Source organism: Spirosoma aerolatum (assembly GCF_002056795.1).
In the GTDB taxonomy this organism is placed as follows: domain Bacteria; phylum Bacteroidota; class Bacteroidia; order Cytophagales; family Spirosomataceae; genus Spirosoma; species Spirosoma aerolatum.
The window spans coordinates 6,424,219-6,447,576 of the sequence record NZ_CP020104.1; the positions used below are offsets into that span (position 1 = coordinate 6,424,219).

General features: G+C 46.7%; 23 protein-coding genes. 9 read left to right on the plus strand and 14 right to left on the minus strand.

Annotation, left to right across the window (positions count from 1 at the left end; translation table 11 throughout):
- Window positions 1-8 precede the first annotated feature (8 nt).
- The 4 genes from B5M13_RS26715 to lysM all read right to left on the minus strand — a co-directional run bounded on the left by B5M13_RS26715 (window position 9) and on the right by lysM (window position 4,090).
- Complete coding sequence (locus B5M13_RS26715; RefSeq protein ID WP_080058579.1) at window positions 9-1,094, minus strand: M20 family metallo-hydrolase; 1,086 nt, start codon at window positions 1,092-1,094, stop codon at window positions 9-11.
- Window positions 1,095-1,231: 137 nt separating this feature from the next.
- Complete coding sequence (locus B5M13_RS26720; protein WP_080058580.1) at window positions 1,232-2,116, minus strand: trypsin-like peptidase domain-containing protein; 885 nt, start codon at window positions 2,114-2,116, stop codon at window positions 1,232-1,234.
- A gap of 431 nt (window positions 2,117-2,547) precedes the next feature.
- Entirely contained in the window at window positions 2,548-3,459 is a 912-nt protein-coding gene (locus tag B5M13_RS26725; protein ID WP_080058581.1) for a DUF937 domain-containing protein, read from the minus strand.
- Between the two features lie 163 nt (window positions 3,460-3,622).
- Window positions 3,623-4,090: a peptidoglycan-binding protein LysM gene (gene lysM, locus B5M13_RS26730; protein WP_080058582.1), complete on the minus strand. Its 468-nt coding sequence runs from the start codon at window positions 4,088-4,090 to the stop codon at window positions 3,623-3,625.
- 214 nt (window positions 4,091-4,304) lie between these two features.
- Here lysM and B5M13_RS26735 point away from each other — a divergent pair, with 214 nt between their 5' ends.
- Both B5M13_RS26735 and B5M13_RS26740 read left to right on the plus strand, forming a co-directional pair.
- Window positions 4,305-5,633 carry a DUF459 domain-containing protein gene (locus B5M13_RS26735; RefSeq protein WP_080058583.1) on the plus strand — a complete coding sequence of 443 codons (1,329 nt, stop codon included), beginning with the start codon at window positions 4,305-4,307 and terminating at the stop codon, window positions 5,631-5,633.
- A 4-nt stretch (window positions 5,634-5,637) separates the two neighbouring features.
- Entirely contained in the window at window positions 5,638-6,435 is a 798-nt protein-coding gene (locus tag B5M13_RS26740) for an outer membrane beta-barrel protein (protein ID WP_080058584.1), read from the plus strand.
- Between the two features lie 68 nt (window positions 6,436-6,503).
- On the opposite strand, the gene B5M13_RS26745 is transcribed toward B5M13_RS26740, so the two are convergent.
- Window positions 6,504-7,118, minus strand: a complete 615-nt coding sequence (locus B5M13_RS26745; RefSeq protein ID WP_080058585.1) for a PliI family lysozyme inhibitor of I-type lysozyme — start codon at window positions 7,116-7,118, stop codon at window positions 6,504-6,506.
- A gap of 61 nt (window positions 7,119-7,179) precedes the next feature.
- Window positions 7,180-7,518 carry a winged helix-turn-helix transcriptional regulator gene (locus B5M13_RS26750; protein WP_080058586.1) on the minus strand — a complete coding sequence of 113 codons (339 nt, stop codon included), beginning with the start codon at window positions 7,516-7,518 and terminating at the stop codon, window positions 7,180-7,182.
- A gap of 443 nt (window positions 7,519-7,961) precedes the next feature.
- On the opposite strand from B5M13_RS26750, the gene miaA reads away from it, so the two are divergent.
- On the plus strand, window positions 7,962-8,849 hold the full coding sequence (gene miaA / locus B5M13_RS26755; protein ID WP_080058587.1) for a tRNA (adenosine(37)-N6)-dimethylallyltransferase MiaA: 888 nt from the start codon (window positions 7,962-7,964) through the stop codon (window positions 8,847-8,849).
- Window positions 8,850-8,892: 43 nt separating this feature from the next.
- Here miaA and B5M13_RS26760 read toward each other — a convergent pair whose 3' ends face one another.
- The 8 genes from B5M13_RS26760 to B5M13_RS26795 all read right to left on the minus strand — a co-directional run bounded on the left by B5M13_RS26760 (window position 8,893) and on the right by B5M13_RS26795 (window position 16,060).
- Window positions 8,893-9,186, minus strand: a complete 294-nt coding sequence (locus B5M13_RS26760) for a rhodanese-like domain-containing protein (protein WP_080058588.1) — start codon at window positions 9,184-9,186, stop codon at window positions 8,893-8,895.
- Between the two features lie 85 nt (window positions 9,187-9,271).
- Window positions 9,272-11,242 (minus strand): T9SS type A sorting domain-containing protein, encoded by a 1,971-nt coding sequence (locus B5M13_RS26765; RefSeq protein ID WP_080058589.1) that lies wholly within the window; start codon window positions 11,240-11,242, stop codon window positions 9,272-9,274.
- Between the two features lie 23 nt (window positions 11,243-11,265).
- Complete coding sequence (locus B5M13_RS26770) at window positions 11,266-12,042, minus strand: PASTA domain-containing protein (RefSeq protein ID WP_080058590.1); 777 nt, start codon at window positions 12,040-12,042, stop codon at window positions 11,266-11,268.
- A gap of 62 nt (window positions 12,043-12,104) precedes the next feature.
- Complete coding sequence (locus B5M13_RS26775) at window positions 12,105-12,722, minus strand: riboflavin synthase (RefSeq protein ID WP_080058591.1); 618 nt, start codon at window positions 12,720-12,722, stop codon at window positions 12,105-12,107.
- Between the two features lie 21 nt (window positions 12,723-12,743).
- Window positions 12,744-13,541: a class I SAM-dependent DNA methyltransferase gene (locus tag B5M13_RS26780; RefSeq protein ID WP_317046953.1), complete on the minus strand. Its 798-nt coding sequence runs from the start codon at window positions 13,539-13,541 to the stop codon at window positions 12,744-12,746.
- Between the two features lie 33 nt (window positions 13,542-13,574).
- Window positions 13,575-14,504, minus strand: a complete 930-nt coding sequence (locus B5M13_RS26785) for a glycosyltransferase family 2 protein (RefSeq protein ID WP_080058593.1) — start codon at window positions 14,502-14,504, stop codon at window positions 13,575-13,577.
- A gap of 72 nt (window positions 14,505-14,576) precedes the next feature.
- Entirely contained in the window at window positions 14,577-15,668 is a 1,092-nt protein-coding gene (locus tag B5M13_RS26790) for a DegT/DnrJ/EryC1/StrS family aminotransferase (protein ID WP_080058594.1), read from the minus strand.
- On the minus strand, window positions 15,665-16,060 hold the full coding sequence (locus B5M13_RS26795; RefSeq protein ID WP_080058595.1) for a sugar 3,4-ketoisomerase: 396 nt from the start codon (window positions 16,058-16,060) through the stop codon (window positions 15,665-15,667). The genes B5M13_RS26790 and B5M13_RS26795 overlap by 4 nt, the downstream gene beginning before the upstream one ends.
- Window positions 16,061-16,370: 310 nt before the next feature.
- On the opposite strand from B5M13_RS26795, the gene B5M13_RS26800 reads away from it, so the two are divergent.
- The 6 genes from B5M13_RS26800 (at window position 16,371) to B5M13_RS26825 (ending at window position 23,201) form a co-directional block, all read left to right on the plus strand.
- Window positions 16,371-17,006, plus strand: coding sequence for a DUF1684 domain-containing protein (locus tag B5M13_RS26800; RefSeq protein WP_080058596.1), 636 nt, complete (start codon window positions 16,371-16,373; stop codon window positions 17,004-17,006).
- A 134-nt stretch (window positions 17,007-17,140) separates the two neighbouring features.
- Window positions 17,141-19,570: a phenylalanine--tRNA ligase subunit beta gene (gene pheT / locus B5M13_RS26805; RefSeq protein WP_080058597.1), complete on the plus strand. Its 2,430-nt coding sequence runs from the start codon at window positions 17,141-17,143 to the stop codon at window positions 19,568-19,570.
- Between the two features lie 95 nt (window positions 19,571-19,665).
- On the plus strand, window positions 19,666-20,004 hold the full coding sequence (locus B5M13_RS26810) for a hypothetical protein (protein WP_080058598.1): 339 nt from the start codon (window positions 19,666-19,668) through the stop codon (window positions 20,002-20,004).
- 46 nt (window positions 20,005-20,050) lie between these two features.
- Window positions 20,051-20,338, plus strand: coding sequence for a cell division protein ZapA (locus tag B5M13_RS26815; protein WP_080058599.1), 288 nt, complete (start codon window positions 20,051-20,053; stop codon window positions 20,336-20,338).
- A 106-nt stretch (window positions 20,339-20,444) separates the two neighbouring features.
- Window positions 20,445-22,052, plus strand: a complete 1,608-nt coding sequence (gene rny, locus B5M13_RS26820) for a ribonuclease Y (protein WP_080058600.1) — start codon at window positions 20,445-20,447, stop codon at window positions 22,050-22,052.
- A 474-nt stretch (window positions 22,053-22,526) separates the two neighbouring features.
- The gene (locus B5M13_RS26825) at window positions 22,527-23,201 is read left to right on the plus strand and encodes a hypothetical protein (RefSeq protein ID WP_080058601.1); all 675 of its coding nucleotides are present in this window, start codon (window positions 22,527-22,529) and stop codon (window positions 23,199-23,201) included.
- Window positions 23,202-23,358 lie beyond the last annotated feature (157 nt).

Here is a 23,358-nt window from a genome sequence, read left to right on the forward strand (position 1 = left end):
CACGCTAGTTATACCACTTGCTCCAGCATCTGGATATACCCCTGCACCCCTTCTTCGATTTCGCGCAGGTAAATAAATTCATCCGCCGAGTGCGAACGTCCCGAATGGCCTGGGCCACACTTGAGCGATGGGCAACTTAACAACGCCTGATCGGAGGTAGTGGGTGAGCCGTAGGTGAATCGTCCCAGCGCCAGGCCAGCCTTCACTATCGGATGATCGGCCGGAATGCTGGATGGCTTCAGACGAATCGAGCGCGGCTTTACTTCTGCCTGGATATTCGCCTGGATGGTTTCAATTACTTCTTCGAGCGTGTACTGTTCCGTCACCCGAACATCAATGGTGTATGTGCAGGTATCAGGCACTACGTTGTGCTGAGTTCCGGCATTGATGATGGTTACCGATAACTTGATTGGCCCCAGTGTTGGCGACACTTTAGGGAACTGATAATTGATCAGCCAGTTAATATCCTGGATGGCTTTATAAATCGCATTATCACCTTCGTCACGAGCTGCATGTCCACTTACACCGTGGGCTGTGCAATCGAGTACAAGTAATCCTTTTTCGGCAATGGCCAACTGCATTTCAGTCGGTTCGCCCACAATGGCAAAATCAATGGGTGGCAGCAGAGGCAACACAAGCTCCAGGCCATCCCGTCCCGAAATTTCCTCTTCGGCCGTAGCAGCCATCACCACATTGTAGGCCATCTCAGGGCGATTGTAGAAATAGACGAAGGCGGCCAACAACGATACCAGACAACCACCTGCGTCATTACTTCCCAAACCAAACAATTTCCCATCCTGCACCAAGGGCGTAAACGGGTCCAGTGTCCAGGATTTATTGGGTTTTACGGTATCGTGGTGCGAATTGAGTAATAGCGTTGGCTTCGTTGCATCGAAATACTGATTCTGAGCCCAAACATTATTGTTCAGTCGTTGATAAGGAATGTGTTTCTCCTGAAAAAACGCTTCGATAAGGGCTGCTGTCCGGGCCTCTTCCCGGCTGAACGAAGGGGTTGAAATCAGTCGTTTGAGCAAGGCGAGCGCTTCTGCCGAAAGGGTAGCCTGCGTTGAGTTGTTCGCGATTAGCTGAGACATAGAATAGAGCATTGGCTGTTCAAAGATACGACCAATGCTCAATAAGCAGCCGGAAACCGTTAGAAGCAACCAGTTGATTGTTGTCAAGTCGAGATGCGCTCCACAAATCCTACAGCCGTCAACCCATTGTCAGTCAGCTAGCCTTCATAATATTTGACGCCTTTCTCCCGCAGAAACGCTTTTATCACATCGACGTGTACACAGCGGCCTACGTTCAGAAACGGGTAATTGGAAACCCGCCTTTTGCGACCATTAACCAGTACTTCGTGATCTTCAATATCGAAGCCCAGGTGGAGGTGACTTGTAGCCGACTGCATCCCAAAAATAATCCCATTTGTATCGAAAAGCGGCCCGCCACTTTGTCCACGCAATCCGGGTGTGCTCATTTCTATGCCCGATACTCCTCGATTGTCGCCCGTCAGACGGGTTACGATACCATCGATTGGAAACGACGGCGACGATGCTCGTCCAACCGTATCCCATTCGATATCGTCTATGGATGGATTGTAACGAAAGTTTGTAAACTCAGGAAATGGATAGCCTAATCGGCACAGACTACGGCCCGGCTTTATACGCGACGTATCACGCAGAAACGTAGCATAGGAATTATAGAGTATACGCTTGTAACCTTCAAACCGAAGAAGTGCCAGATCCTGAGTGGGATGACTGTCAATATTTAATCGCTGAAACTGGTCGACACAGCCTATAAAATTATTACGTATACGAATAATGGTATCCGGGCTTAGCTTGTATTTGGTTTCGAGCTGGCTAATCAGGTGGGTCACATTTTTCTCCCGGAGTACATCTCGACGGGCGCCCTGAAATTCGCGATAGTTTTGGAAAATGGCATCCGCCTGCGCCACTAAATCGGCTACGTGTTTGCAGGTGATGGCGCACGCTTCTTCGTTTACAAAAAATAAGGTTGCCGTTCCGGGTATAATGCCATCGTGCCCGTATAGACGAACAATCGAATGCAATGGACGGGTAAAAGAATCAACGCGTTCTATGGCGTCAACAAACATAATAAGTCAGTGTACAAGTGCATAAATAAGGCTGCAAGTTAACCAATACCAACGCACTCAAACTCCAACTTACCGACCAGCCCGATTATTTTTCAGGTTTTGCTTCAACCTCGGCGGGTACCACGCCCCCCCCAGCATTGGCACTATCGGGAGGAGCCTGCTCTGGTGCATTCAGGGAGTTTGTCGTCGTATCACCCTGTCGGCCAGATACCGAACTATCACTACCTGTCGTAGCGGTATCGCCCGATGTTTCTTTATTACCTGACGAACAACTCCCGCCTACTAAACTTTAGCCAACCAGTAGGGCTGCCCATATCCAGGCCCGAATTCAATTCTTAGCCTGATGTATCATACAGGGTTGGGGAAAAGTTGTATTCCTAACTATTAGTTACCTGATTGAAAAAGCGGCCGTACGCACCTGCACTAGATGATTAGCGATTTGAGGCCGAAGAGTCACGCGTACCTAATGGGCCTGATGCTGTTGAGTCTGTCGTTTGACCGTTGGCCTCCTCAATGCTCTGTTTAGTGGCAGCCGATGTATCTTCAACGGCATTCGACTCTACAGTTCGGGTCGAGTCAGTACTAACCCCGTCTATACCGTTCTGATTCTGGCTACATTTCTGAATCAACAGCGCCAATATCAACACAGCAATCGCAATCATAGCCCAGCGTAACCAGCGTACATTTTCGTGACGACGTTCCCCTTCAGGGCTTTTCGGAATATTTGGATTTATGACATTACTACTCAGATTATCCGTACCCTGCACCTCAGTCTGCGGCCCTGTGGGCGTTACTAGCTCATCGAACCCCAGCAGACTTCCGACCCCATTCAGCTCTTTGGGCAGCGTCTGATGAAACTCCGTGGCCTGGCCCAGTAATAATGTTTCCAGGTTCTCTGCCGACAATCCTTTTTCCTGCTCCTGACGACCCAAAATACCCATCAGAATTGAACCGATCTGCGCCAGCACTTCTAGCACAGACTGCGGTTTAGCACCGCTATACAGGCCAATCAGTTCGGTAACTTTGGTAAGATTATCGCCAAAGATATGACTTAGAAAATCACGCCCAGACGCAGTAAGCCCGGCTATTTCTGACTGATTGCCAACCACCTGGCTCAGATCTAGCGGTGTGTCCCGGTAATCGTTGCTATCTAAAAAGTGAATAAGGGATGTGGGGCCACCTGTATCCTGAACCCGGCGAGTGAGTCCACCCAATAATGTTGGCAGGGCTCCATCGATAACTTTCTGGATCGTAGCTGATGATTCGTTTAGCTCACTGCCAAGCTGGTCAATTACAGTCGGGGTAAACTGTTCTTTCAGGTACGAAATTAAATGAACGGCCATGAGTTTTTAGTAGGTTGAGACCAATAAAACCACGCATATGCCGAAATGTTATTCCTGTAATGTATTTGTAACGTTATAGGGCTGAAGTATTATCCTGTTGATCACAATGGAACAACAGGATAATACTTCAGCCCTATAACGTTACTGAGATTAAAATTCTATTTTACAGTTGTGGAATCCGCAGAACCTGATCAGGGTAGATCTTGTCAGGATCGCTCAACATAGGCTTATTAGCTTCGAAGATAATGCCGTATTTCATCGGATCGCCATACACTTCCTTCGCGATTTTCGATAAGGAGTCACCCGATTTTACAGTGTAGTATTTTCCTTCAGGAGCTGGTGTGTCTACCGTTAGTTGGTTATCAACAGCGGATACACCCTCTACGTTACCTACGGCCAATGCAATTTTTTCAGCATCCTCCTGCGTTTTTACTGAGCCTGTTATGGTAACCGTATCCCCTTTGGTTTTTACGGTCAGGCTATTGTACGCAAGTCCAAGCTTCTTCACATGGTCGAGTAAGGCCTGTGCCCGAACAGGTTCTACTTTCTCTGCCTGAACTGGATCGGGGGCAGCTTCTTCTTTGTGAAAAATTTTTTCGCCTACTCCTTTGAAAAACGATAAAAGACCCATTGGTTTAGAATGATTTAAAATGAAACATGCAGTAATGGTTGGCAAGTACGCGAACCCATCTCAGACAAACAACAGTTGTGGATAATGGTTTGTTTACTACCTTCCGGTTCATCATTGTCATTTGACGCAGAATGAGTCGACTGGTAACAGAAAGCCGTTACTTTTGCGTTCTTTTTTTACAATTTCTTATTATTCAAATAAACTATACACCCGAATGCATGCTGCTAACCGATTTCGATGGGCTCTTATAGTAACCGTATTGGTTAGTATAAATGCCTGTACGAATAATGACATTGATCCGAACGGGTCGAGCACAGGGGCTGCTCCTACTAAAGGTTCGGCTGATTTTACGAAGTATGTAGCTGTAGGTAATTCGTTGACCTCTGGCTATGCCGACAATGGACTTTATCGCGACAGCCAACTCAATTCGTATCCAAACATATTAGCGGGCCAGTTCAAAACGGTCGGAGGAGGTGATTTCATCCAGCCCCTGTTCTCAGAAGCGCAGGCCGCGGGGTCAGGTTATATCAAACTGATTAAAGTACCAAATCCTTCAGACCCGACCTCGCTGGCCAGTTCGCTGGGCCAGGTGGCTCCGGCAGCTATTCGGGGCACAAGTCCGGGAGGTGGCGGGCCACTCTACACTAAATTTACAGGAGCCAACCAGAATCTGGGTGTTCCTGGCATTCGAATGGCCGACATACTGTCGCCGGGCTACGGTTCTTCCCTGGGAAATGCGTACTTTGAACGTCTGTTACCTGACCAAAGCTCGACAACCTATTTCCAGTATGCCAGTGATAATTTGAACGGAGCTACCTTTTTTACCTGCTGGCTGGGCAACAACGATGCGTTAGGGTATGCGCTGGCGGGTGGAGTAAGTGCCGATAACCTGACCTCCACGACGCTCTTCACTACAAACTTCACCGCCATCATGAACAAACTGACCGAAGGAGGCCGGAAAGGCGTTGTTATCGGTATTCCCAATATCACGATGACCCCGTATTTTACAACCGCCACCGACCAGATCAACGCACTATTGAAAGTACAGGGTCTATCGGGATTGGCAATCAGTTCAAAATCGGCACCGGGTGGGGTACGTATGTCTGGATCGGGCGATTATTTTCTACTTTCTATTGCCTCAGTACTTAATAGCTTCATTGCCAAAGGCGTTGGGCTTAGTGCCTCTAATCCGGTGCCCGACCAGTATGTGCTGGATGCCAGCGAGGTAACTACCCTGAACACCCGCATCAACGAATTCAATACCATCATGAAAACGCAGGCCGATGCTAAAGGGCTAGTGTACGTGGATGTGAACCCCATCTTTCAGCAACTGGCACAAACTGGCGGCTACACCCTAAACGGCATCACCTATTCATCAACCTATATTCAAGGGGGCGTTTTTAGCCTCGATGGTATTCACCTGACCCCTGCCGGTTATGCTATGGTGGCGAACGAAATTATAAAAGGCATAAATGCGAAATACAGTTCAACAATTCCTCAGGTTAATCCAGCCAACTACCGTCGGGTGTTGCTGCAACAATAAATTTATGAGATTTTACCAGCTTTCATTCGCTCTATTACTCAGCCTGACAGCATCGGGAGTAATGGCGCAAACGTCGGGTCGTAGTATCGAACTCGGTATCAAAGGAGGAGGAACCTTCACGCATGGGTTTACAACTGTCCCCGGCCAAACGGTAGGCAGTGTTAAAGTACCTGATCTGGAAAATAAAAATAATGGAATTGGATACGGCTATTCAGGAGGTTTATGGGCCCGTAAAAATTTTGAGAGATTTTTCATCCAGGCCGAAGTAACCTACAATCGATTTGTGCTGAGACAGAAAGCAGCTATTACAGTCGATGTAAACGCCAATGCAGCGCTGGCCAATGCACTACCGGTTAGTGTACAGCCGGGGTTACTGAATGCTTCGTTAAATGTAGTCTCTGAATCTATTCTGGAAGCGGTAGATGTACCGATTCTGATCGGGAAACGCTGGATGAATGGAAAGCTTCGCGGGTATGCCGGACCAAACTTTATTTTTGTTCAGAAAGCCCAGGCCAACCGAACCACCAGCGGGGCCATCAATGCGAATTCGACGATCAATTTTCCGCAAACTGATATTCCGGCGACCACAGGTACTACCAACCTGCTCAATAAATACGAAGCGCAGAATCTGGAGGTAAAAGATTTTACGTATGCGCTGGAACTGGGTGTGGGCTATACACCGCTGCCCTTTTTAGACGTTGATGTCCGCTATGCAGCACCCGTAGGGGGTGTGTACAAAGATTCGGGCATCAAAGGATTTCTGGGAATAGCCACTGTTTCTCTTGGCTTCAGGGTATTTTAATACAAGTACGGATCAGTTGATAGTTAGGGATTGGATTCCTCTAAGCACTATCAACTGATCCATATAGATTACTCAGCAACAAGCGCGTAATTTGACCCAGCAGACTGGAGATGATAACGCATCATGCGATACCCTCCAGAGGGCTCGGCATTCGCATCGCCATCCTGGTAAATTGGGTATTTTCGACACAAAATAGTTCGTTCTACCCAAAGGCTATCATGTCCCATATAGCCAGAACTCGTGGTCAGTTGCCAGTTAGGCATCGTAATATCCGCTTTGCGTTCGGGCAGAAACTGCCAGGCATACACCCGACCAAACGAGCCACTGCCATCGCTGGTGCTATACACATATAACTCAGGAAATCGGTTACCATCCAGATCGGCCACTTCGGCACCGACGACTGCGCCATCGATACGAACCTGAAAATTGGTAAGCAATAGCTCGCCCCGGTACGCTTTAATAGTTGCCTGCCGTACCCTTCCCGTATCGGAAGCACTTACCGAGAACGTATAGATATTAAACCGAAGTTGTTTGTTGTATTGCGGGGCTATCACCAAGGGATCGGCCAGATAAGTCATCGCATTGGCCGAAGGCCATTTCACACCAACAGGCTGTAGCCCGCCTTGCCCCAGTTGGATAAGCCCCAATAGACCCAGAAACAGACAACCAACCTGTATACTCATTGAATCCGCTTACGTTCTCAATGCATAACGACGCGAATCCAAAAATAGTTGAATTCTCTGGCTACGGATTCAGAAACGCTTCCCCAATAGAGGTTAACTCGAGCAAATGGGGAAAGATATGCAATGCTTTTGCCGTCAGGCTGTATTCAACACGTGGCGGCACTTCGTTATACGACTTCTTTTCTATAACGCCTAGTTCGACCAGCGCTTTAAGTTCTTGTATTAATACTTTTTCGCTCACTTCAGGGATCATACGCCTAAGTTCACCATATCGCCGGGCTTCAGTACCAATTTGATAAATAATGTACAACCGCCACTTTCCACAAATAATATCTAATGTTTTCTTCAGGGCTGTATGGTTAAAAAGTTGGGGCTTTGGAGCGTTTATTGGTTCGTTCATGAGGAATCTTAGTACTAACCTTTTGGTAAGTTAACTTACTGATTAAAAGGCACTTGCAACGTTATGAGCAAATATAGATATTTTAATTTAATCTACATCACAAACTATATTCTGCCCAATTATCTGACCTTAAATCATATACAGTAACTGTTTGTTTTTCAACAGGAAAATTAAACCAAAAATTGCTAGTATATGGTCCTATGAGAATCAAATTATAAAATCTATGTCCATAATTCCATTGTATAAGAATATAATTAGTGGAATACTTTTCCGATCAACCAGTCAGCTAATGAGCCTCGCTGCCGGTCCCTTACGCTTCAACCGATTGATGCCTGGAAAAGCCATATAGCTGTTTACTTTGCATAAGCATACAGGCTTCGTAGTTAACGAAGCAAACCTTACATACTCCCTCAGCAGAAGGGATCAACCAAACGAATGATTTTGTGAAAACATTGCTTGTTATAGCTGGCCCAACAGCCGTCGGAAAAACGGCCCTGTGCGTTCGATTGGCGAAATCATTGCAAACGGATGTAGTATCAGCCGATTCACGCCAGTTATATCGTGAATTGACTATAGGTACTGCAAAGCCCACACCTGACGAAATGGAAGGCGTTCGGCATCATTTTATCAACTCTCATTCCATTACCGATGCCGTAAACGCAGGTCGCTATGAACGGGAGTGTCTGACTGTATTGGCCGACTTATTTCAGCGAAAAGATGTAGTTATTTTATCAGGAGGCACTGGCTTATATATCAATGCTGTTTGTTTTGGCCTCGACGATATGCCTACAGTTGACCCAATGCTCCGTGAGCATCTGCTAAGCCGTTTAGAAAAAGAAGGGTTATCTACGCTTCAGGAGGAGTTACGACTGCTAGATCCGGTCTATGCCGAAACGGCCGATTTGCAAAATCCAATTCGGGTGACCCGAGCACTCGAAGTCTGTTTATCGACGGGGCAACCATATTCATCATTCCGTCGTCGGCAGACGGCTGAACGTCCATTTCACCCGGTTATGATTACTCTTGATCGGCCACGCGACGAGTTATATGCTCGCATTGACGCTCGTATGGATGCCATGCTGGCCACCGGACTCATTGATGAAGTTCGCTCCCTTACTCCCTATCGTGACCTGCCTGCCTTACAAACAGTAGGTTATCAGGAAGTTTTTCCTTACCTCGATGGTACGTATGATTATGATGAAATGGTGCGTCTGCTCAAACGCAACTCCCGACGTTACGCCAAACGCCAGCTAACCTGGTTTCGCAATCAAGGGAACTATACTTGGGTAGCTCCCGACGATGAGGAAAAAATACTAAGCTGTATGATGTGAGATGTATGCTATATTGAGGTATACATCTCACATCATACAGCATTTACTGTGCCCGATAAGCCAGCATACCGCCAATTACATTACGGACATTATTGAACCCATTTTGTTCCAGAATTTGCTGAGCCATTCCACTACGTTTCCCCGAACGGCAGAGAACAATTACCTCTTCATCTTGCAAGTCTTCAATCTCGTCCAGATTGTAGGGCAGATCGCCAAGCGGAATGAGCCGGGCACCAATATTATCGGCTTCATACTCATGTGGCTCACGCACATCAATCACATGGAGTGTTTCTCCTTTCTCAAGCCGTTCTTTCAATTCCTGTACGGTAATATCCATAATAGTCGATGGTCAGCAGCCAGTAATCAATCGTCAGCAATAGACCTTATCCCTAACAGGTAGGATGATTAATTAATGACCTGGGTTAATGTTGAATGATTAATTTTTGCACCACTGCCCGCTGGTCGGCGAAGAGACGAATCAAGTAAAGGCCATCTGGGAGGTGACTAAGGTCTAACATTTGTTGCCCCCGACTTGGTTCGACTGACAACAGGGTTTGTCCACTTGTATTCATTACCTCCAGGCGAGTCAATTTTGTGTTGTCCCAGCGAATCAGACCGGTAGTTGGATTGGGGTATGTCTGAAGCAGGTTTACGGGCGCCGGCTCGGTAGTCGGAGTCAGTACTCCTTTTTTATCCATTACGGGCCGCAGCATAAAAGCACCGTTTATCTGGAAAGCCCCAATTGGTTTTCCAGCATTGTCTTTGCGAAGATTTTGCTCCCAGTTGGCCCCTCCATTATAGAAAATATTATCACCAAACGGGCTATTCTTATCAAATCCTATCCGTAACAAGCTTGTATCGGCACTCGCAATCTGCTGATACCCTACATAGAACGTATCCTGAACAATAACGTTTTTCGTAAACTTATAATCGACAAATCCATTCCGGGTTGACGGATACTGCATCGTAAATGACTGCTGGTACAAAGCAATACCAGGTTTCCCTTTATTATTGCCGTAAACGGTAATGACAAACGACTGCCCTGTCTGATCCGTTGTAAAAGGGACCAGACAGGCTCTGACTGCCCCAACCGTATCAGGCTTATTGAGCGCAAACCGAACAGCTACCTGCTCCCGCTGCCGGATTTGGTAGGCATATTCCCAGGCCCCATCATCATAGGCATAATAATTATCGAGCACAGCCACCGATGAAATGGTATCGTTGCTGAGTAATGTTTTTGGATTAGCACTAAAAATTGGGTTTTGGGCATCGGCCGTTTCCAGATCAATTTCATAGCGTAATGACACTTTGGGCTGCGTCAGATCAATTGCTATGGCTGGTTTTACGGTCCGGCGTTGAAAACCATTGACGAATGTTGGCGCTGTAACGCTATTCTGCAACACACTGCCCGTTAGCTCATCCCGTACAATAAATCGGTGGGGTGTGGGTGTTGGGTTATTGATCAGGTTATTAATCACGGTACTCACCGTATCGGCTAGCTCAGCCTGTCCTTTGACTTTAAACTGCGACAGAGGCATGGCTGTATACCGCTTCAACAAGGGCGTTAGCGCCTGTTGCGTCGCAATATCGATCATTTCCTTATCGTTCGCATTGCGCCCTTTATTCAAATACACGTAATCGATATTCCAGGTATCGAAAGGTCCTGAGCGACGACCATACGTTCGAAAACGGAATGCAAAAGAACCATGTAGGTAGTTGGCCGGAACCTGAACAAATGACTGGCTAAATACCGTATCGGCCTGCCCACCAGCCTTCGCCCATATGGTTTTCCAGGTACCTGCCGCATCCTTAAACTGTACCGTTAGCGAATCGGCAGTTTGAACAATCAGTGTATCAATATGAATCCACCGCGAAACACCACTGGCATCGACATACGGCTTATCGTAAGGAGATCGCTTTGTAGTCGAAGTATCAGGTCGTTGAATTTGCAGAGCACCCGGATCAGGCAGTTCACCCAAGCCTTTTGCCTGCCAGTAAAAGCTCAGAAAGACACCACTGCTGGTCGTCAGTCCCGCCAGATTGATAGGTCTTGATTCCAGCGTATCGGTATACCCTTGTTCAAGCGCAGCGTTCCGCACATAAGGACGACCATTAGCCTGTAAACCATCGAATGTGGCCACGTTAATGGTCGGATGACCAATAGCCATCGTGTTATTGATATAAACCCCACTCCCTGCTACCCAACGCGCTGGATCAGGCTGAGTTGATCCCGAACGGGCAGACGCGGAAGTAAAATCATCAAAAAAAGGAAGTGACAAGGCACTCTGAGCCCGAAGCCCCTGGCTAAAAAAATGCATGGCAACCAGTAACAGGCCGCACAAAAATTGACGGGAAACAGATTTGTATAGCAGACTACGTAACGAAATTCTCATGTGGCATTCGTGCCGGAAAGCGTTTATTGATCCGGCTCAATTGGACCCACGACCCACAAATCCATTGCTTCTCCAACGCGAATGCGTTCACCAGACCGGGCTTCGGGTCGTTGCCGAACCACTGTTCCAACTTCCTTCTCCGGGTCTTCAACAGAAATAATCGTGCCGACTTTCAGATTCGACCCCTGAATTGTCAGCCTGGCTTCGTCGAGCGGTAAACCTACAACGTTGGGCACCTCAAACATCGTACTTCCCAGCCCATCACCGACCTCAAGATCGATCATCGCGCCCTTTGGTACGGGAGTTCCGGGCGCTATTTCTTTACCATTATACAGTTGGCGAAGCACCGAATTTTTCGCTACATCAGGCACATAGGTTGTTTCTCCTTTTTCAAGGCCAAGTGATTTCAGATTTAGCTCAGCACTTCGAAGCGTTAAATCTGTCAGATTAGGCATGGATACCATAGGCGCCATGCGTTTCACAAGGGTAATGTATATTTTTCGGCCCTCTTTTACTTTGGCGTTAGGCCGTGGATATTGCTGAAAAACCGTCAATGGTTGCCAACCAGCTACAAACGTACAATCACTGACCTCATAACGCAGGTCACGATCTTCGAGCAGGTTCTGCATTTCTTCGAAGCTAAGCTTGGTTACATCGGGTACTGTAATCGTTTGCCCGTGATTGGTGGTGAAAGGCAGGTAGACAAAGAAAAACCCCAGGAATAAAACTACCAGTAGTGACACAATGATGCCAAGTTGAATCAGCAGGTCAGAGACGGTACGGGTACTGATCTTGATCATTCAGGAGGTATAAGTCGATTTAGTAAAGTAAGTACAGGAAACGATAACGAAGTGAGTAATTCTCATTTTACGGCTTCGCCAGCTACAAAATAAGCGTTTCCCAGCATTTTTTTGATATACTTTCCGACAATATCGAACTCCAGGTTGACCTTGTCTCCTACTCTAAGGTCACGGAAGGTGGTATGTTCGTATGTGTACGGAATGATGGTAACCCGAAATCGATCGGGCTGCGAATTGAAAACGGTTAAACTAACACCATTGATACAAATTGACCCTTTTTCGACCGTAATATTACCGGATTCGTCGGGTTCATACTGAAAATCGTACAGCCAGCTTCCATTCATATCCTGTACGTTGGTACAAACACCCGTCTGGTCAACATGCCCCTGCACAATATGTCCATCGAATCGACCGTTGGCTGGCATGCAACGTTCCAGGTTAACCCGATCGCCCACTTTCAACTGACCAAGGTTTGTTTTCCTCAGCGTTTCATCGACAGCCGTAACAGTGTAACTGCCATCGCTCACGCTGGTGACGGTCAGGCAAACGCCGTTATGACTCACACTCTGATCAATTTTCAATTCGGAGGCCATATTCGATTCTATTCGAAACGTCAAGTTCGTCCCTTCCGATTCAATGGCCGATATAGTACCGGTCGTTTCAACAATACCTGTAAACATAAAGTCAATAGTCGATAGTCATCACCGAGCCGCTGGATCGGTTACAGCTATTATGAACAGCGAACTTCCGAATGGGGTTCGGCGAAACAGCTTTTGTTCCATTTCTGTGATCCAATACAGTGTTTCATTTAGCCAGGGTGCCGGTAAGTAAACATCCGATTGAGCTTCTTCAACCGTACGCCAGCCCATCGCCAACTGCAACCGCTGCCATTGCCGCATCAGCAAAATTGGGATGGAAAGCGTGAAACTCCAATAGGTGGAGTCGATAATCCGCATACCCATCTTAGGCATCATTCCGGCGAAATCACTTAAAACAAACCTTCGAATTACCCCCACAGCAATATCATGCTGCCCTTCAAAAGCATTGAAGGCATTATTGTTGCTCACTAAGATTCCCGCTGGTTTCAAACGTTGCTGTAGTGCCCGTATGAATGGTAATAGATCGGCATCGGTAAAATAGCAGAATACATCGTTACAGATAATGGCATCATACTGGGTGTAGGGTTCGAAATAGGCTAGATCATTTAGATTCAGTGAAGTAACCGGCAGATTACGTTGCTGACAAAAAGCGATGGCATCAGCCGACCCGTCGATACCTCGTAAATCGGTATAGCCTTTCTTACGAAGATACGCGAGCATCCCACCGGTCCCGCAGCCTGCATCCAGGATTTTTATAGCCTTACGGTCGCCAAACTGCCGACGAATAGCTGTTTCTACCCGTTTGTGCAGGCTACGATACCACCATAACTGCCCTTCCAGCCGGGCCATCTTCTCATATTCTTCCGAATGACCGATCATAAAGAAAGCGCGAATAAGCAAAATGGGGAATGAAGTAAAGCAACGCGCTGATGTCTACTCTTTGGCTCGTTCACGCTTTCGCTCTTTTTCGACATAGGCGGGTAGCCCACTATACGCCATAAATAATTTACCCAGGTATTCACCCAACACACCTAAAGAGAGTATTTGGAACCCTAATCCCATTCCGATTGCCCACACAATAATACCCCAATCAGGAATAATGATTGATTTCGTAATCCAGCCCACCATAAAACAGAAACCGATGAAAAGACTCACGACAAACAGAGCTGCACCGAACACTGTAAAAACCCGGATTGGCCAGAGTGAGTACCCAATAAACACGTTCAGAAATAGACTGATAAGTTTCCGAATCGTATAACTGGAACGCCCTTCAGCGCGTACATGATGAGGCACTTCCACACTGGTAACATTACGCGTCACCCGGAAAATAAGTCCGTCGATATAAGGATAAGGCCCTCTGTACCGAATAATTTCGTTGATTACTTCCCGTCGGATTAGCTTAAAACTCGACAGATATAAATCTCGTGGCTTTCCAATAGAATAGGTTGTCAGTGTATTGACGAGCCAACTGCCCAGGTTTCTGAACCAATGGTGCTCTTTTTGGGCATAGCGGCTATAGACTACATCAAAATCACCCTGCTCGGCGGTAGCTACAAGGGTTAGAATTGCTTCTGGCGGGTTCTGAAAATCATCGTCGATGATCACGGCATACTTTCCAGAAGCATGGTTAAGCCCGCACAGAACCGCATTGAATTCCCCAAAATTTTTCCGTAACGATACAAACGTCACATTTGCATAGCGATTTTCCAGTTGCTGACATACGACTTCTGAATTATCCCGACTACCGTCATTGACTAATACAACATCAAACTCCTGCCCCAACAGGCATTCCTGTAAACGCTCAACCAACGGCCCTATGGTTCGTTCGCTGTTGTAGACCGGAATAATGACAGAAAGATTCATAAAGGCGAAAGCGATAGGCAGTGGGTGATGGAGAGCAGGCTTTCGAGTAACTACGCTGCTTTACACACCCACTCATTCGCTAAATTGGTTAACCGAATCGATAATATAGGCAACTTCTAGATCCGTCAAGGATGGATTGAGTGGCAAACTTAGCACTTCCTGATGCAGTTGCTCCGCAATCGGCAACGAACGATTTCCATACGACTCATAGGCGCGCTGTTTATGCGGTGGTATCGGATAATGAACGTCGGTAGTAATACCACGTTCACGCAGGTAGGTCTGCAATTGATGACGACGTGGATGGCGAATCACGAACAAATGCCAGACATCCTGCTCAATCTGATCGGTCGGGGGTAGTATTACTTCAGAATGCTGAATGCCGTTCAGGTACTGACGAGCCAGTACTCGTCTGCGCTCATTATCGGCATCAAGACCAGGAAGCTTAGCCGAAAGGATAGCTGCCTGCAACTCATCCAACCGACTATTATTTCCCTGATAATCATTGACATACTTTTTTAATGACCCATAATTTCGCAAGGCACGCAAGCGCTGAGCCAGTGCATCATCATTGGTCGTGATAGCCCCAGCATCACCCATTGCTCCAAGGTTCTTGCTCGGGTAAAAGCTCCATCCGGCAGCATCGCCCAGATTGCCGGCTCGTTTCAGACCATACAACGCTCCATGCGCCTGCGCGGCATCCTCAAGAATCGCCAAGCCATACTGCTCTGCCAGCTTCCCGATAGGCTCCATGTCGCAACAACGACCATACAGGTGTACAGGTAATATGGCCCTTGTACGTGAGGATATTGCTGCTTCAATACGACTGGGATCAAGTAAATAGGTGTGAGTATCTGGCTCGACCAGTACAGGAGTCAAACCAGCCAGCGTAATACTAAGTACTGATGCTATATAGGCATTCGACGCCACTATAACTTCGCTACCAGCCGGAAACTCCCAGGCCTTCAATACCAGCGTCAACGCATCCAGCCCATTGGCAACACCAATACAATGCTTTGCCTGGCAATAGGCCGCAAATGCTGCTTCAAAGGCTTCCACCTCACGACCCAGTATATACCATCCTGATTTCAGGACTCGGTCAGTGGAAGCCTGTATAGCTAACTCGTATGGTTCATTAACACGCTTAAGATCCAGAAAAGGAATCATTCGGAATCGGCCATGATCAGCCGACTATTGGGGTAAGGTTCGTAAATGTAGTCGTCTTTGTCGTACGTTTCGTTCGAAACAACCAGCAAAATAGCATCGCTTGAGAATTCGTCCATGATGTGCCAGTCTTCTGGCTCTAGCACTAAACACTGACGGGGCGATGTCAAATGAAAGGTAGTTTCTTCCTTTCCGTTATTGGAATAAACCCGGCAGCTTCCATTTAGACATATGAGCGCATTCCAGGCACGAATATGCCGATGCCCAGCCCTTGCTCCTTGCCCAGCTTCATAAATATAAAAAACACGCTGAATCACTCCCGGTATAATTTCCTCAAAAACGGTGAGATTTCCGTTTCCAGATGTGAACGTTTTTAGTTCGTAAAGTTTAGCCATATGCGGAATAGTATGTTTATACCGTGATGAAGAATTACAATTTCAGCGTCTAAAGGTATTAAAAACCAGTTAAAACCTAAAGATTCATTATGATGAAGTTGTAAATATATCAACCTATGTAACTTATAGAATTAAATAGGCCCCGGCAGGGCGATATTACTAATTTAATTGTAAACTTTTGCTAGTTCGTTATCAGATAATTCGGCTGTTCGTCATTTATCAATAAATTTTCAATGGCATATTCTAAATTACCATTCTTTATTTTTACAACCTCTGAGCAACACGTTGGATTGAAGTTTAAACTTAACATATGATAAAAAATAAATTTTTTTTGGGAGGCCTTTTTCTGACCGCGCTGGTAGTACTTTATTACTCATTTTTTGATGGCGGAAACGCATCATCCAATGGCGGTCTTGACGAAACGATTAACCTGGAAACCTATCGTCAGCAACTGGCAGATGCCCGTAAAAAGAAAGACGTGTTTTTTCGCACCGACAGTGAATCTCCTATCAAAGACAAAACTACTTTTCGCGGCCTACACTATTTCCCACCTGACCCCTCCTATCGGGTTGTCGCAAGGCTTGAACCCTTTGCTGATAAAACGCAAAAATTAGTAGTTCGCATGAGCGATGGTAATGAAGAAGTTTACGACAAGTTTGCTCATGTGGTTTTTAAATTAAATGGCGAAACCTGTCGATTATTAGTGGTTAAACTTGAGAATACATACTCTATTTTATTTCGGGATGGTACATCAGGTAAGGAGACATATGGTGGAGGGCGCTACCTTGAACTAGACCCGGCCCAATTGACCAGCAACGGCGCTATAGTCGATTTCAATACTGCCTACAATCCGTATTGTGCCTATAACCCTACTTATTCCTGCCCGATACCCCCAGCCGAAAATACATTAAGTGTATCTGTAAAGGCTGGAGAAACGTATCATTGAATGCACCCGGAAGACGAAGAAAGGAAAAAGAGTGAAGGGCAATACGTTACCACTTCCTCCTTTTTCCTTTCTTCGTCTTCCGGCTTTCCTGCTTTCCTCCTTACCTTTGTAACAATTACCTGTTTCGCCTGTGTATGGAAATTTCCTATAAATGGTTACAAGATTTTATTGAATTACCGGAATTACCGGAAGAAGTTGGCAAAATGCTAACCGCAACGGGGCTTGAAGTAGAAGGAGTTGAGAAAATTGAAGCTATACCGGGTGGACTGGAAGGAGTAGTTATTGGTGAAGTGCTGACCTGCACTAAACACCCGGATGCCGATAAACTAAGTCTGACTACCGTAGATGTAGGTACCGGACAACCGTTACCCATTGTTTGTGGAGCGCCTAATGTGGCCGCTGGGCAGAAAGTAGTGGTTGCCCTCGTTGGGGCAACATTACACCCTTCTTCGGGCGAAGCATTTCAGATCAAAAAAGCCAAAATTCGTGGGGCCGCTTCTGAAGGAATGATTTGTGCCGAAGATGAAATTGGACTAGGCACATCGCACGCAGGGATCATGGTGCTGGATACTGACCTGCCCAATGGGACACCGGCAGCCCGGTACTTCAACCTGGAAGCTGATTATCAGATTGCAATCGGCCTGACTCCTAACCGGATTGATGCGGCTTCGCACTATGGTACGGCCCGTGACCTAAAAGCTGCGCTGAATCGTCCCCTTCGTTTACCGTCAGTGGATGCGTTTGCGGTCAATAATACGAACCTGACCCTAGATGTACGCGTTGACGATACGACGGCCTGCCCTCGCTATACCGGCTTGACCATTAGTGGCCTGACCGTAGCCGAGTCGCCGGAATGGCTTAAACAGCGCCTGATTGCTATTGGTCAGAAACCGATCAACAACGTAGTCGACATTACAAATTTCGTTTTGCACGACCTTGGGCAACCGCTCCACGCCTTCGACGCAGATCGGATAGCCGGAAACCAGGTTATTGTTAAGACCTTGCCGGAGGGAACACCATTTGTTACTCTTGATGGCGTTGAGCGGAAGCTCAGTAGTACAGACCTAATGATCTGCGATGCTGAAAAGCCTATGTGTATTGCAGGTGTATTTGGGGGGCAGTATTCGGGGGTTTCGATGCAGACCACCAGCATTTTTCTGGAATCGGCTTACTTCTCGGCCACCTCTGTTCGAAAAACCGCGCAATATCACGGACTTAAAACCGACGCATCGTTCCGATTTGAGCGTGGGACGGACCCAAACATGCCCGTCTTCGCCCTCAAACGAGCTGCCCTTCTGATTCAGGAAATTGCGGGTGGTACGATTAGCTCAGCGATTACTGATATTTACCCAAACCCGATAGAGCCCTTCCGGGTACCAGTACGCTATCGGAACATTGATCGACTGATCGGAATACAAATTGCCCATACCGAAATCCACCGCATTCTGGAAGCGCTGGACATTCAGGCGACTGACCGGACGGAAGAAGGATTTACCGCGATTGTGCCACCGTACCGAGTCGATGTAACGCGTGAGGCTGATGTGATCGAAGAGATTCTGCGTATTTATGGTCTGGATAATGTTCCGCTCTCGGTAAACCTGTCTGCTGATTCGCTATCTGAATTTCCGAAAATAGACCCCGACGGCTGGCAGAATCGAGTGGGTCAGTTGATGGCGGCTAATGGATTTTATGAGATTCTGACCCTATCACTAACGCGGCCTGCTTATCACGATGCCATCCGGTCGGCTCTGCCTAATGAGGACGTCACCTTACTGAATCCGCTTAGTGATGAACTATCCGTTATGCGTCAGACACTCCTGTTTTCATCGCTGGAAACGCTGGCTTATAACCTGAACCGGCGGCAGAAAGACCTGAAAACCTTCGAATTCGGTAAAGTGTATTATAAAGTAAAACTCGAAGACGGTGGTACTAAATACGTGGAACGTATGCGGTTAAGCCTGGCTATCACAGGCAATGAGTCGTCGGAAAGCTGGCTACAAAAAGGTCAATCTGTGGTCTACCACGATCTGGCTACGGCTACCCAGCGTATTCTCAATCTGTTCCGTATTAAATCGTTTGAGACTCAGCCTGCCGACGTAGCCATTTTCCAATATGGTTTGACATACATAGTCAACAAAAAACCAATCGTTAGTCTGGGCTTAATTCAGCCAAAACTAACTAAACTGATCGACCTGAAGCAGCCTGTATTTTATGCTGATTTTGACTGGGAAGCTCTGTTGAAGTTGGCAACTGGTAAGGTGCGCTATCAGGAAGTATCCCGCTTCCCGGAAGTTCGTCGCGATCTGTCACTAGTTATCGATAAAGGCGTCACGTTTGAGCAAATCAGTCGGCTGGCTCGGCAAACGGAGCGTAAGTTACTACAGTCGATTAACGTTTTCGATGTGTATGAAGGCGATAACCTGGGTGCAGGGAAAAAGGCGTATTCTGTCAATTTTATGCTACAGGATTCAACGCAAACCCTTACCGAAGCAGCTATTGATAAAACCATGCAGCGGCTCATGGTTGCCTTCGAAAAAGAGTTGGGAGCTGTCATTCGTAAATGATTGCATGATCGAATTGTTGAATGATTGAATAAAACAGTTGAAGCCGGTTTATTCAATCATTCAACAATTCGATCATTTAAAATTCTATCAACACTGTGGTTAGCGAGCATCAAATTATTGCATTGGTGGAGCGATTTGAGCATAAGCTCAAGTTGCTTACGAATCTGTATGCCGATGCTAAAAGCCAGATTGAGCAGTTAGAACGGGAGAAAGAGGCCTTGCAGGAAAGTCTTAAAGCCGAACAGGACCAGGTAAAGGAATTACGAAAAAAATCAACTAAGGCAGAAAATAATACAGCTATTTCAAAAGATAGTGGTATAATTGTAAAAGACAACCTGTTAAGAACAGGTACGAATGCTGAATTAAAACAACAACTCGACGAGTATATCCAGGAATTGGAACGGTGTATCGCTCATTTGAGTAGTTTGTCATAAACCTAAATTGGCTCCGAGGAGTAGCCCAACTGAGCCGACTGCAGCGATGGAAGAACTATCAATTCGCGTCAAAATTGCGGATCGGACCTACAAATTGTTTGTAGAGCCCGAAGCGGAAGCCGTAGTGCGCGAAGCCGCCAAGCTGATTCAGGATGAACTGAAACAATACCGGGACAAGGGCTTTTCGGAAACACAGGAAGCCCTGGCAATGATAGCCTTCGACTGCTTAGTAACTAAGCTCAGAGGAGAACGTAAAATGCAGCGATTACAACAGATGGTATTTGACAAAATCACTCAATTAGACCAGGTTGTCACGCCGGTCGTTTCGACATAGATAACCTACGGGCTATTCACCCGATATAATTTTTCGAGTTCGCGTTCAGGGCACTCGTATCGAAGCAGGTTGATGGTTTTTTGTTCAACCCTAACGATATAGTCCAATGGACACTTGGTTAACGATTCTGGCCGCCCTCCTGGTTGGGGGTGGCATTGGCATACTAATTGGCCGCCAGATGATGGCGAGCGTTCGTGCAAAACACGAAAAAGAAGCAGAAGAGCAGGCAGCAACGATCTTAAAAAACGCTGAGTTACAAGCCGAAAATATCAAAAAAGATCGCATACTAGAGGCAAAGGAGAAATACCTTAAGTTGAAAGCGGAGTTCGAAGAAACAACCAATCAAAAACGGAATATTCTTCTTCAGAACGAGAATAAACTCAAGCAACGCGAACAGCAATTAGCCCAGCAAGCCGACCAGCAACGTACGCGGGAAAACGAATTAAATCAACAGCGGAACGAAATCAATCAGCAAAAGAATAGTCTTTCCCAGCAAATAGACGCCCTCAATAAACGGAAAGAAGATGTAGAACGACGACAGCAGGAAGCCGACCGAATGCTGGCCGACCAAGTGGCTCAACTTGAAAAAATCGCAGGACTTTCGGCCGATCAGGCTCGCGATCAACTGATTGAAACCCTAAAAGCCGAAGCCGAAAGCCGGGCCTCTTCCTATATTAAAAGCATTATTGAAGAAGCTAAGCTGACCGCTACCAAAGAGGCTAAAAAGGTAGTGATCGAAACTATTCAGCGGACCGCAACCGAACACGCTATCGAAAACTGTGTGTCGGTGTTCAATATCGAATCCGACGACGTAAAAGGAAAAGTAATTGGGCGCGAGGGCCGTAATATACGGGCGCTGGAAGCTGCAACTGGCGTTGAAATCATTGTAGACGATACCCCTGAAGCGATTATCATCTCTGGGTTCGACCCTGTCCGTCGGGAAATAGCCCGCCTATCGCTTCACCGGCTCGTTCAGGATGGCCGCATCCACCCGGCGCGTATTGAAGAGATCGTTGCCAAAACCCGCAAGAATATCGAAGACGAGATCGTTGAAATTGGCGAACGGACCGTTATTGATCTGGGCATTCATGGACTGCATCCCGAACTGATCAAAATGGTGGGGCGAATGCGTTTCCGGTCAAGTTATGGCCAGAACCTGCTCCAGCACTCCCGCGAGGTTGCCAAACTTTGTGCCACGATGGCGGCTGAATTAGGGCTGAACGCCAAGCTGGCCAAACGGGCAGGCCTGCTTCACGATATTGGTAAGGTTTGGCCCGAAGAAGCCGAACTGCCCCACGCTATCCTGGGCATGGAGCTGGCGAAAAAATACAAGGAGAACCCTGAAGTTATCAATGCGATCGGCGCTCACCATGACGAGATCGAGATGACCAGCATGATTTCGCCCATTGTTCAGGTCTGCGATGCGGTATCGGGTTCGCGACCCGGCGCCCGACGCGAAATGATGGAGTCGTATATCAAACGGCTGAAAGAACTGGAAGAGCTAGCAGGTAATTTCCCCGGTGTAACAAAATGCTACGCCATTCAGGCTGGCCGCGAACTTCGGATTATGGTCGATGCAGACCACGTTTCCGACGAGCGGGCTGGTGTTCTATCGTACGAAATCTCACAGAAGATCGAAAAAGAAATGCAGTACCCCGGTCAGATCAAGGTGACGGTCATCCGGGAAATGCGGGCGGTTGCTTACGCAAAATAGTACTAAGGTAATTTTTCAAAGCGGATGCCGGATGAGCGTATATTTCTCTTATCCGGCATCCGCTTTTTTATACCTACTCCTCTCCATTTTCCATCATACACACGCTGATGACGCCTGGAGGCTATAAAATCTGACGTAGCGAGTCGATCATTTACTAATTTTTTTCAGAGTAGGGGCCAGCAAAGAGAATTCGGCAAAAGCGCCATTCCCTAAAATAGATCACTTCTTACTTGAATGATTTGCCATCTTTTAATGGGAATATCCGTAACCAAACAGCATAATCTATAACCTTTTTACACAGATATATTCAATTTTTTAACATAATAATTCAATTATTTTTAAACTAGAGCCCTTTTTTTCGGTTAAATTCTGTCGATAAATCCTTTTGATAGACAAGGGTTATCAGATGAATCCGAATCAGCAAACTGGCCGATTCATCTGGCAGAAGTTTTACTCAATAGATAAACCACGAGAATGAAAAAGGGGGTACTGTTCATGCTATTTATAGGTTTAATCAGCAATACCTGGGCTGCTTACGCCATCAACTGGAATCCAGGTAAACTTACCTTACGCAACGGCGTTGAGCTTCAGGGCGATCTGAATTTCAATTGGAAAGCCGATATCGTCCAGTACCGTCAGGAGGATAAAGTAAAGGCGTACTCAATCGATCAGGTAAGCAACTTTGTGTATTTCGACAACCAGCTCAACAACCTTCGCAAATTCGTGGCGATCAACGATTGCTACTTACTCCAGCATGGACGACCGCAGTTTCTCGAAGAAATTGCCTCAGGAACACTCATGGTATACCGGAGCTTGCGTATTACCCACAGTCCTGGCAACGCAGCCAATTTTGATATGGATGGCAAGCTGATGAAAAGTACGAATGCCTTTGTGTATGTGGTGCATAGCGGTAACGAATGGCTTGGCCTGAACGAATTTTACAGCCAGCGCTGGCCACAACTCATGTCGCACTACAAAGACGAGTTGAAGTATTATATAAAAAATCCCCGGAACGAAGTGTCCAGACTGGTCAACCGAATGGTATTGATCTGTAAATACAATGCCTTGATTGCGAAAAAGATAACGCAGGAGCCATCTTCATCAAGCTATTTTACTACCGATCAGACGGATGGAAACAACCTCCGATAAGCCATCCCAATAGAGCTAAAAGGATGCCGGTTAAAGCCGTGTTAGCTGAAATGCCATTACCGGTTGCTACGTATACTTACTGGAAGAGTTATTCCAATCGCCTTGTTCAAGGACAGTTATCCATTGAGCAAGGCGATTCATGTATTGATCATCAGAA

Excerpts from the sequence above, each read along its gene's own strand:
- B5M13_RS26825 (WP_080058601.1), top strand. The coding sequence starts at position 22,527 with ATGAAAAAGGGGGTACTGTTCATGCTATTTATAGGTTTAATCAGCAAT.
- B5M13_RS26795 (WP_080058595.1), bottom strand. The coding sequence starts at position 16,060 with ATGGCTAAACTTTACGAACTAAAAACGTTCACATCTGGAAACGGAAAT.
- rny (WP_080058600.1), top strand. The coding sequence starts at position 20,445 with ATGGACACTTGGTTAACGATTCTGGCCGCCCTCCTGGTTGGGGGTGGC.
- B5M13_RS26815 (WP_080058599.1), top strand. The coding sequence starts at position 20,051 with ATGGAAGAACTATCAATTCGCGTCAAAATTGCGGATCGGACCTACAAA.
- B5M13_RS26765 (WP_080058589.1), bottom strand. The coding sequence starts at position 11,242 with ATGAGAATTTCGTTACGTAGTCTGCTATACAAATCTGTTTCCCGTCAA.
- B5M13_RS26725 (WP_080058581.1), bottom strand. The coding sequence starts at position 3,459 with ATGGCCGTTCATTTAATTTCGTACCTGAAAGAACAGTTTACCCCGACT.
- B5M13_RS26790 (WP_080058594.1), bottom strand. The coding sequence starts at position 15,668 with ATGATTCCTTTTCTGGATCTTAAGCGTGTTAATGAACCATACGAGTTA.
- B5M13_RS26715 (WP_080058579.1), bottom strand. The coding sequence starts at position 1,094 with ATGTCTCAGCTAATCGCGAACAACTCAACGCAGGCTACCCTTTCGGCA.
- B5M13_RS26745 (WP_080058585.1), bottom strand. The coding sequence starts at position 7,118 with ATGAGTATACAGGTTGGTTGTCTGTTTCTGGGTCTATTGGGGCTTATC.
- B5M13_RS26760 (WP_080058588.1), bottom strand. The coding sequence starts at position 9,186 with ATGGATATTACCGTACAGGAATTGAAAGAACGGCTTGAGAAAGGAGAA.
- B5M13_RS26720 (WP_080058580.1), bottom strand. The coding sequence starts at position 2,116 with ATGTTTGTTGACGCCATAGAACGCGTTGATTCTTTTACCCGTCCATTG.
- lysM (WP_080058582.1), bottom strand. The coding sequence starts at position 4,090 with ATGGGTCTTTTATCGTTTTTCAAAGGAGTAGGCGAAAAAATTTTTCAC.
- B5M13_RS26775 (WP_080058591.1), bottom strand. The coding sequence starts at position 12,722 with ATGTTTACAGGTATTGTTGAAACGACCGGTACTATATCGGCCATTGAA.
- B5M13_RS26800 (WP_080058596.1), top strand. The coding sequence starts at position 16,371 with ATGATAAAAAATAAATTTTTTTTGGGAGGCCTTTTTCTGACCGCGCTG.
- B5M13_RS26770 (WP_080058590.1), bottom strand. The coding sequence starts at position 12,042 with ATGATCAAGATCAGTACCCGTACCGTCTCTGACCTGCTGATTCAACTT.
- B5M13_RS26735 (WP_080058583.1), top strand. The coding sequence starts at position 4,305 with ATGCATGCTGCTAACCGATTTCGATGGGCTCTTATAGTAACCGTATTG.
- pheT (WP_080058597.1), top strand. The coding sequence starts at position 17,141 with ATGGAAATTTCCTATAAATGGTTACAAGATTTTATTGAATTACCGGAA.
- B5M13_RS26740 (WP_080058584.1), top strand. The coding sequence starts at position 5,638 with ATGAGATTTTACCAGCTTTCATTCGCTCTATTACTCAGCCTGACAGCA.
- B5M13_RS26750 (WP_080058586.1), bottom strand. The coding sequence starts at position 7,518 with ATGAACGAACCAATAAACGCTCCAAAGCCCCAACTTTTTAACCATACA.
- B5M13_RS26785 (WP_080058593.1), bottom strand. The coding sequence starts at position 14,504 with ATGAATCTTTCTGTCATTATTCCGGTCTACAACAGCGAACGAACCATA.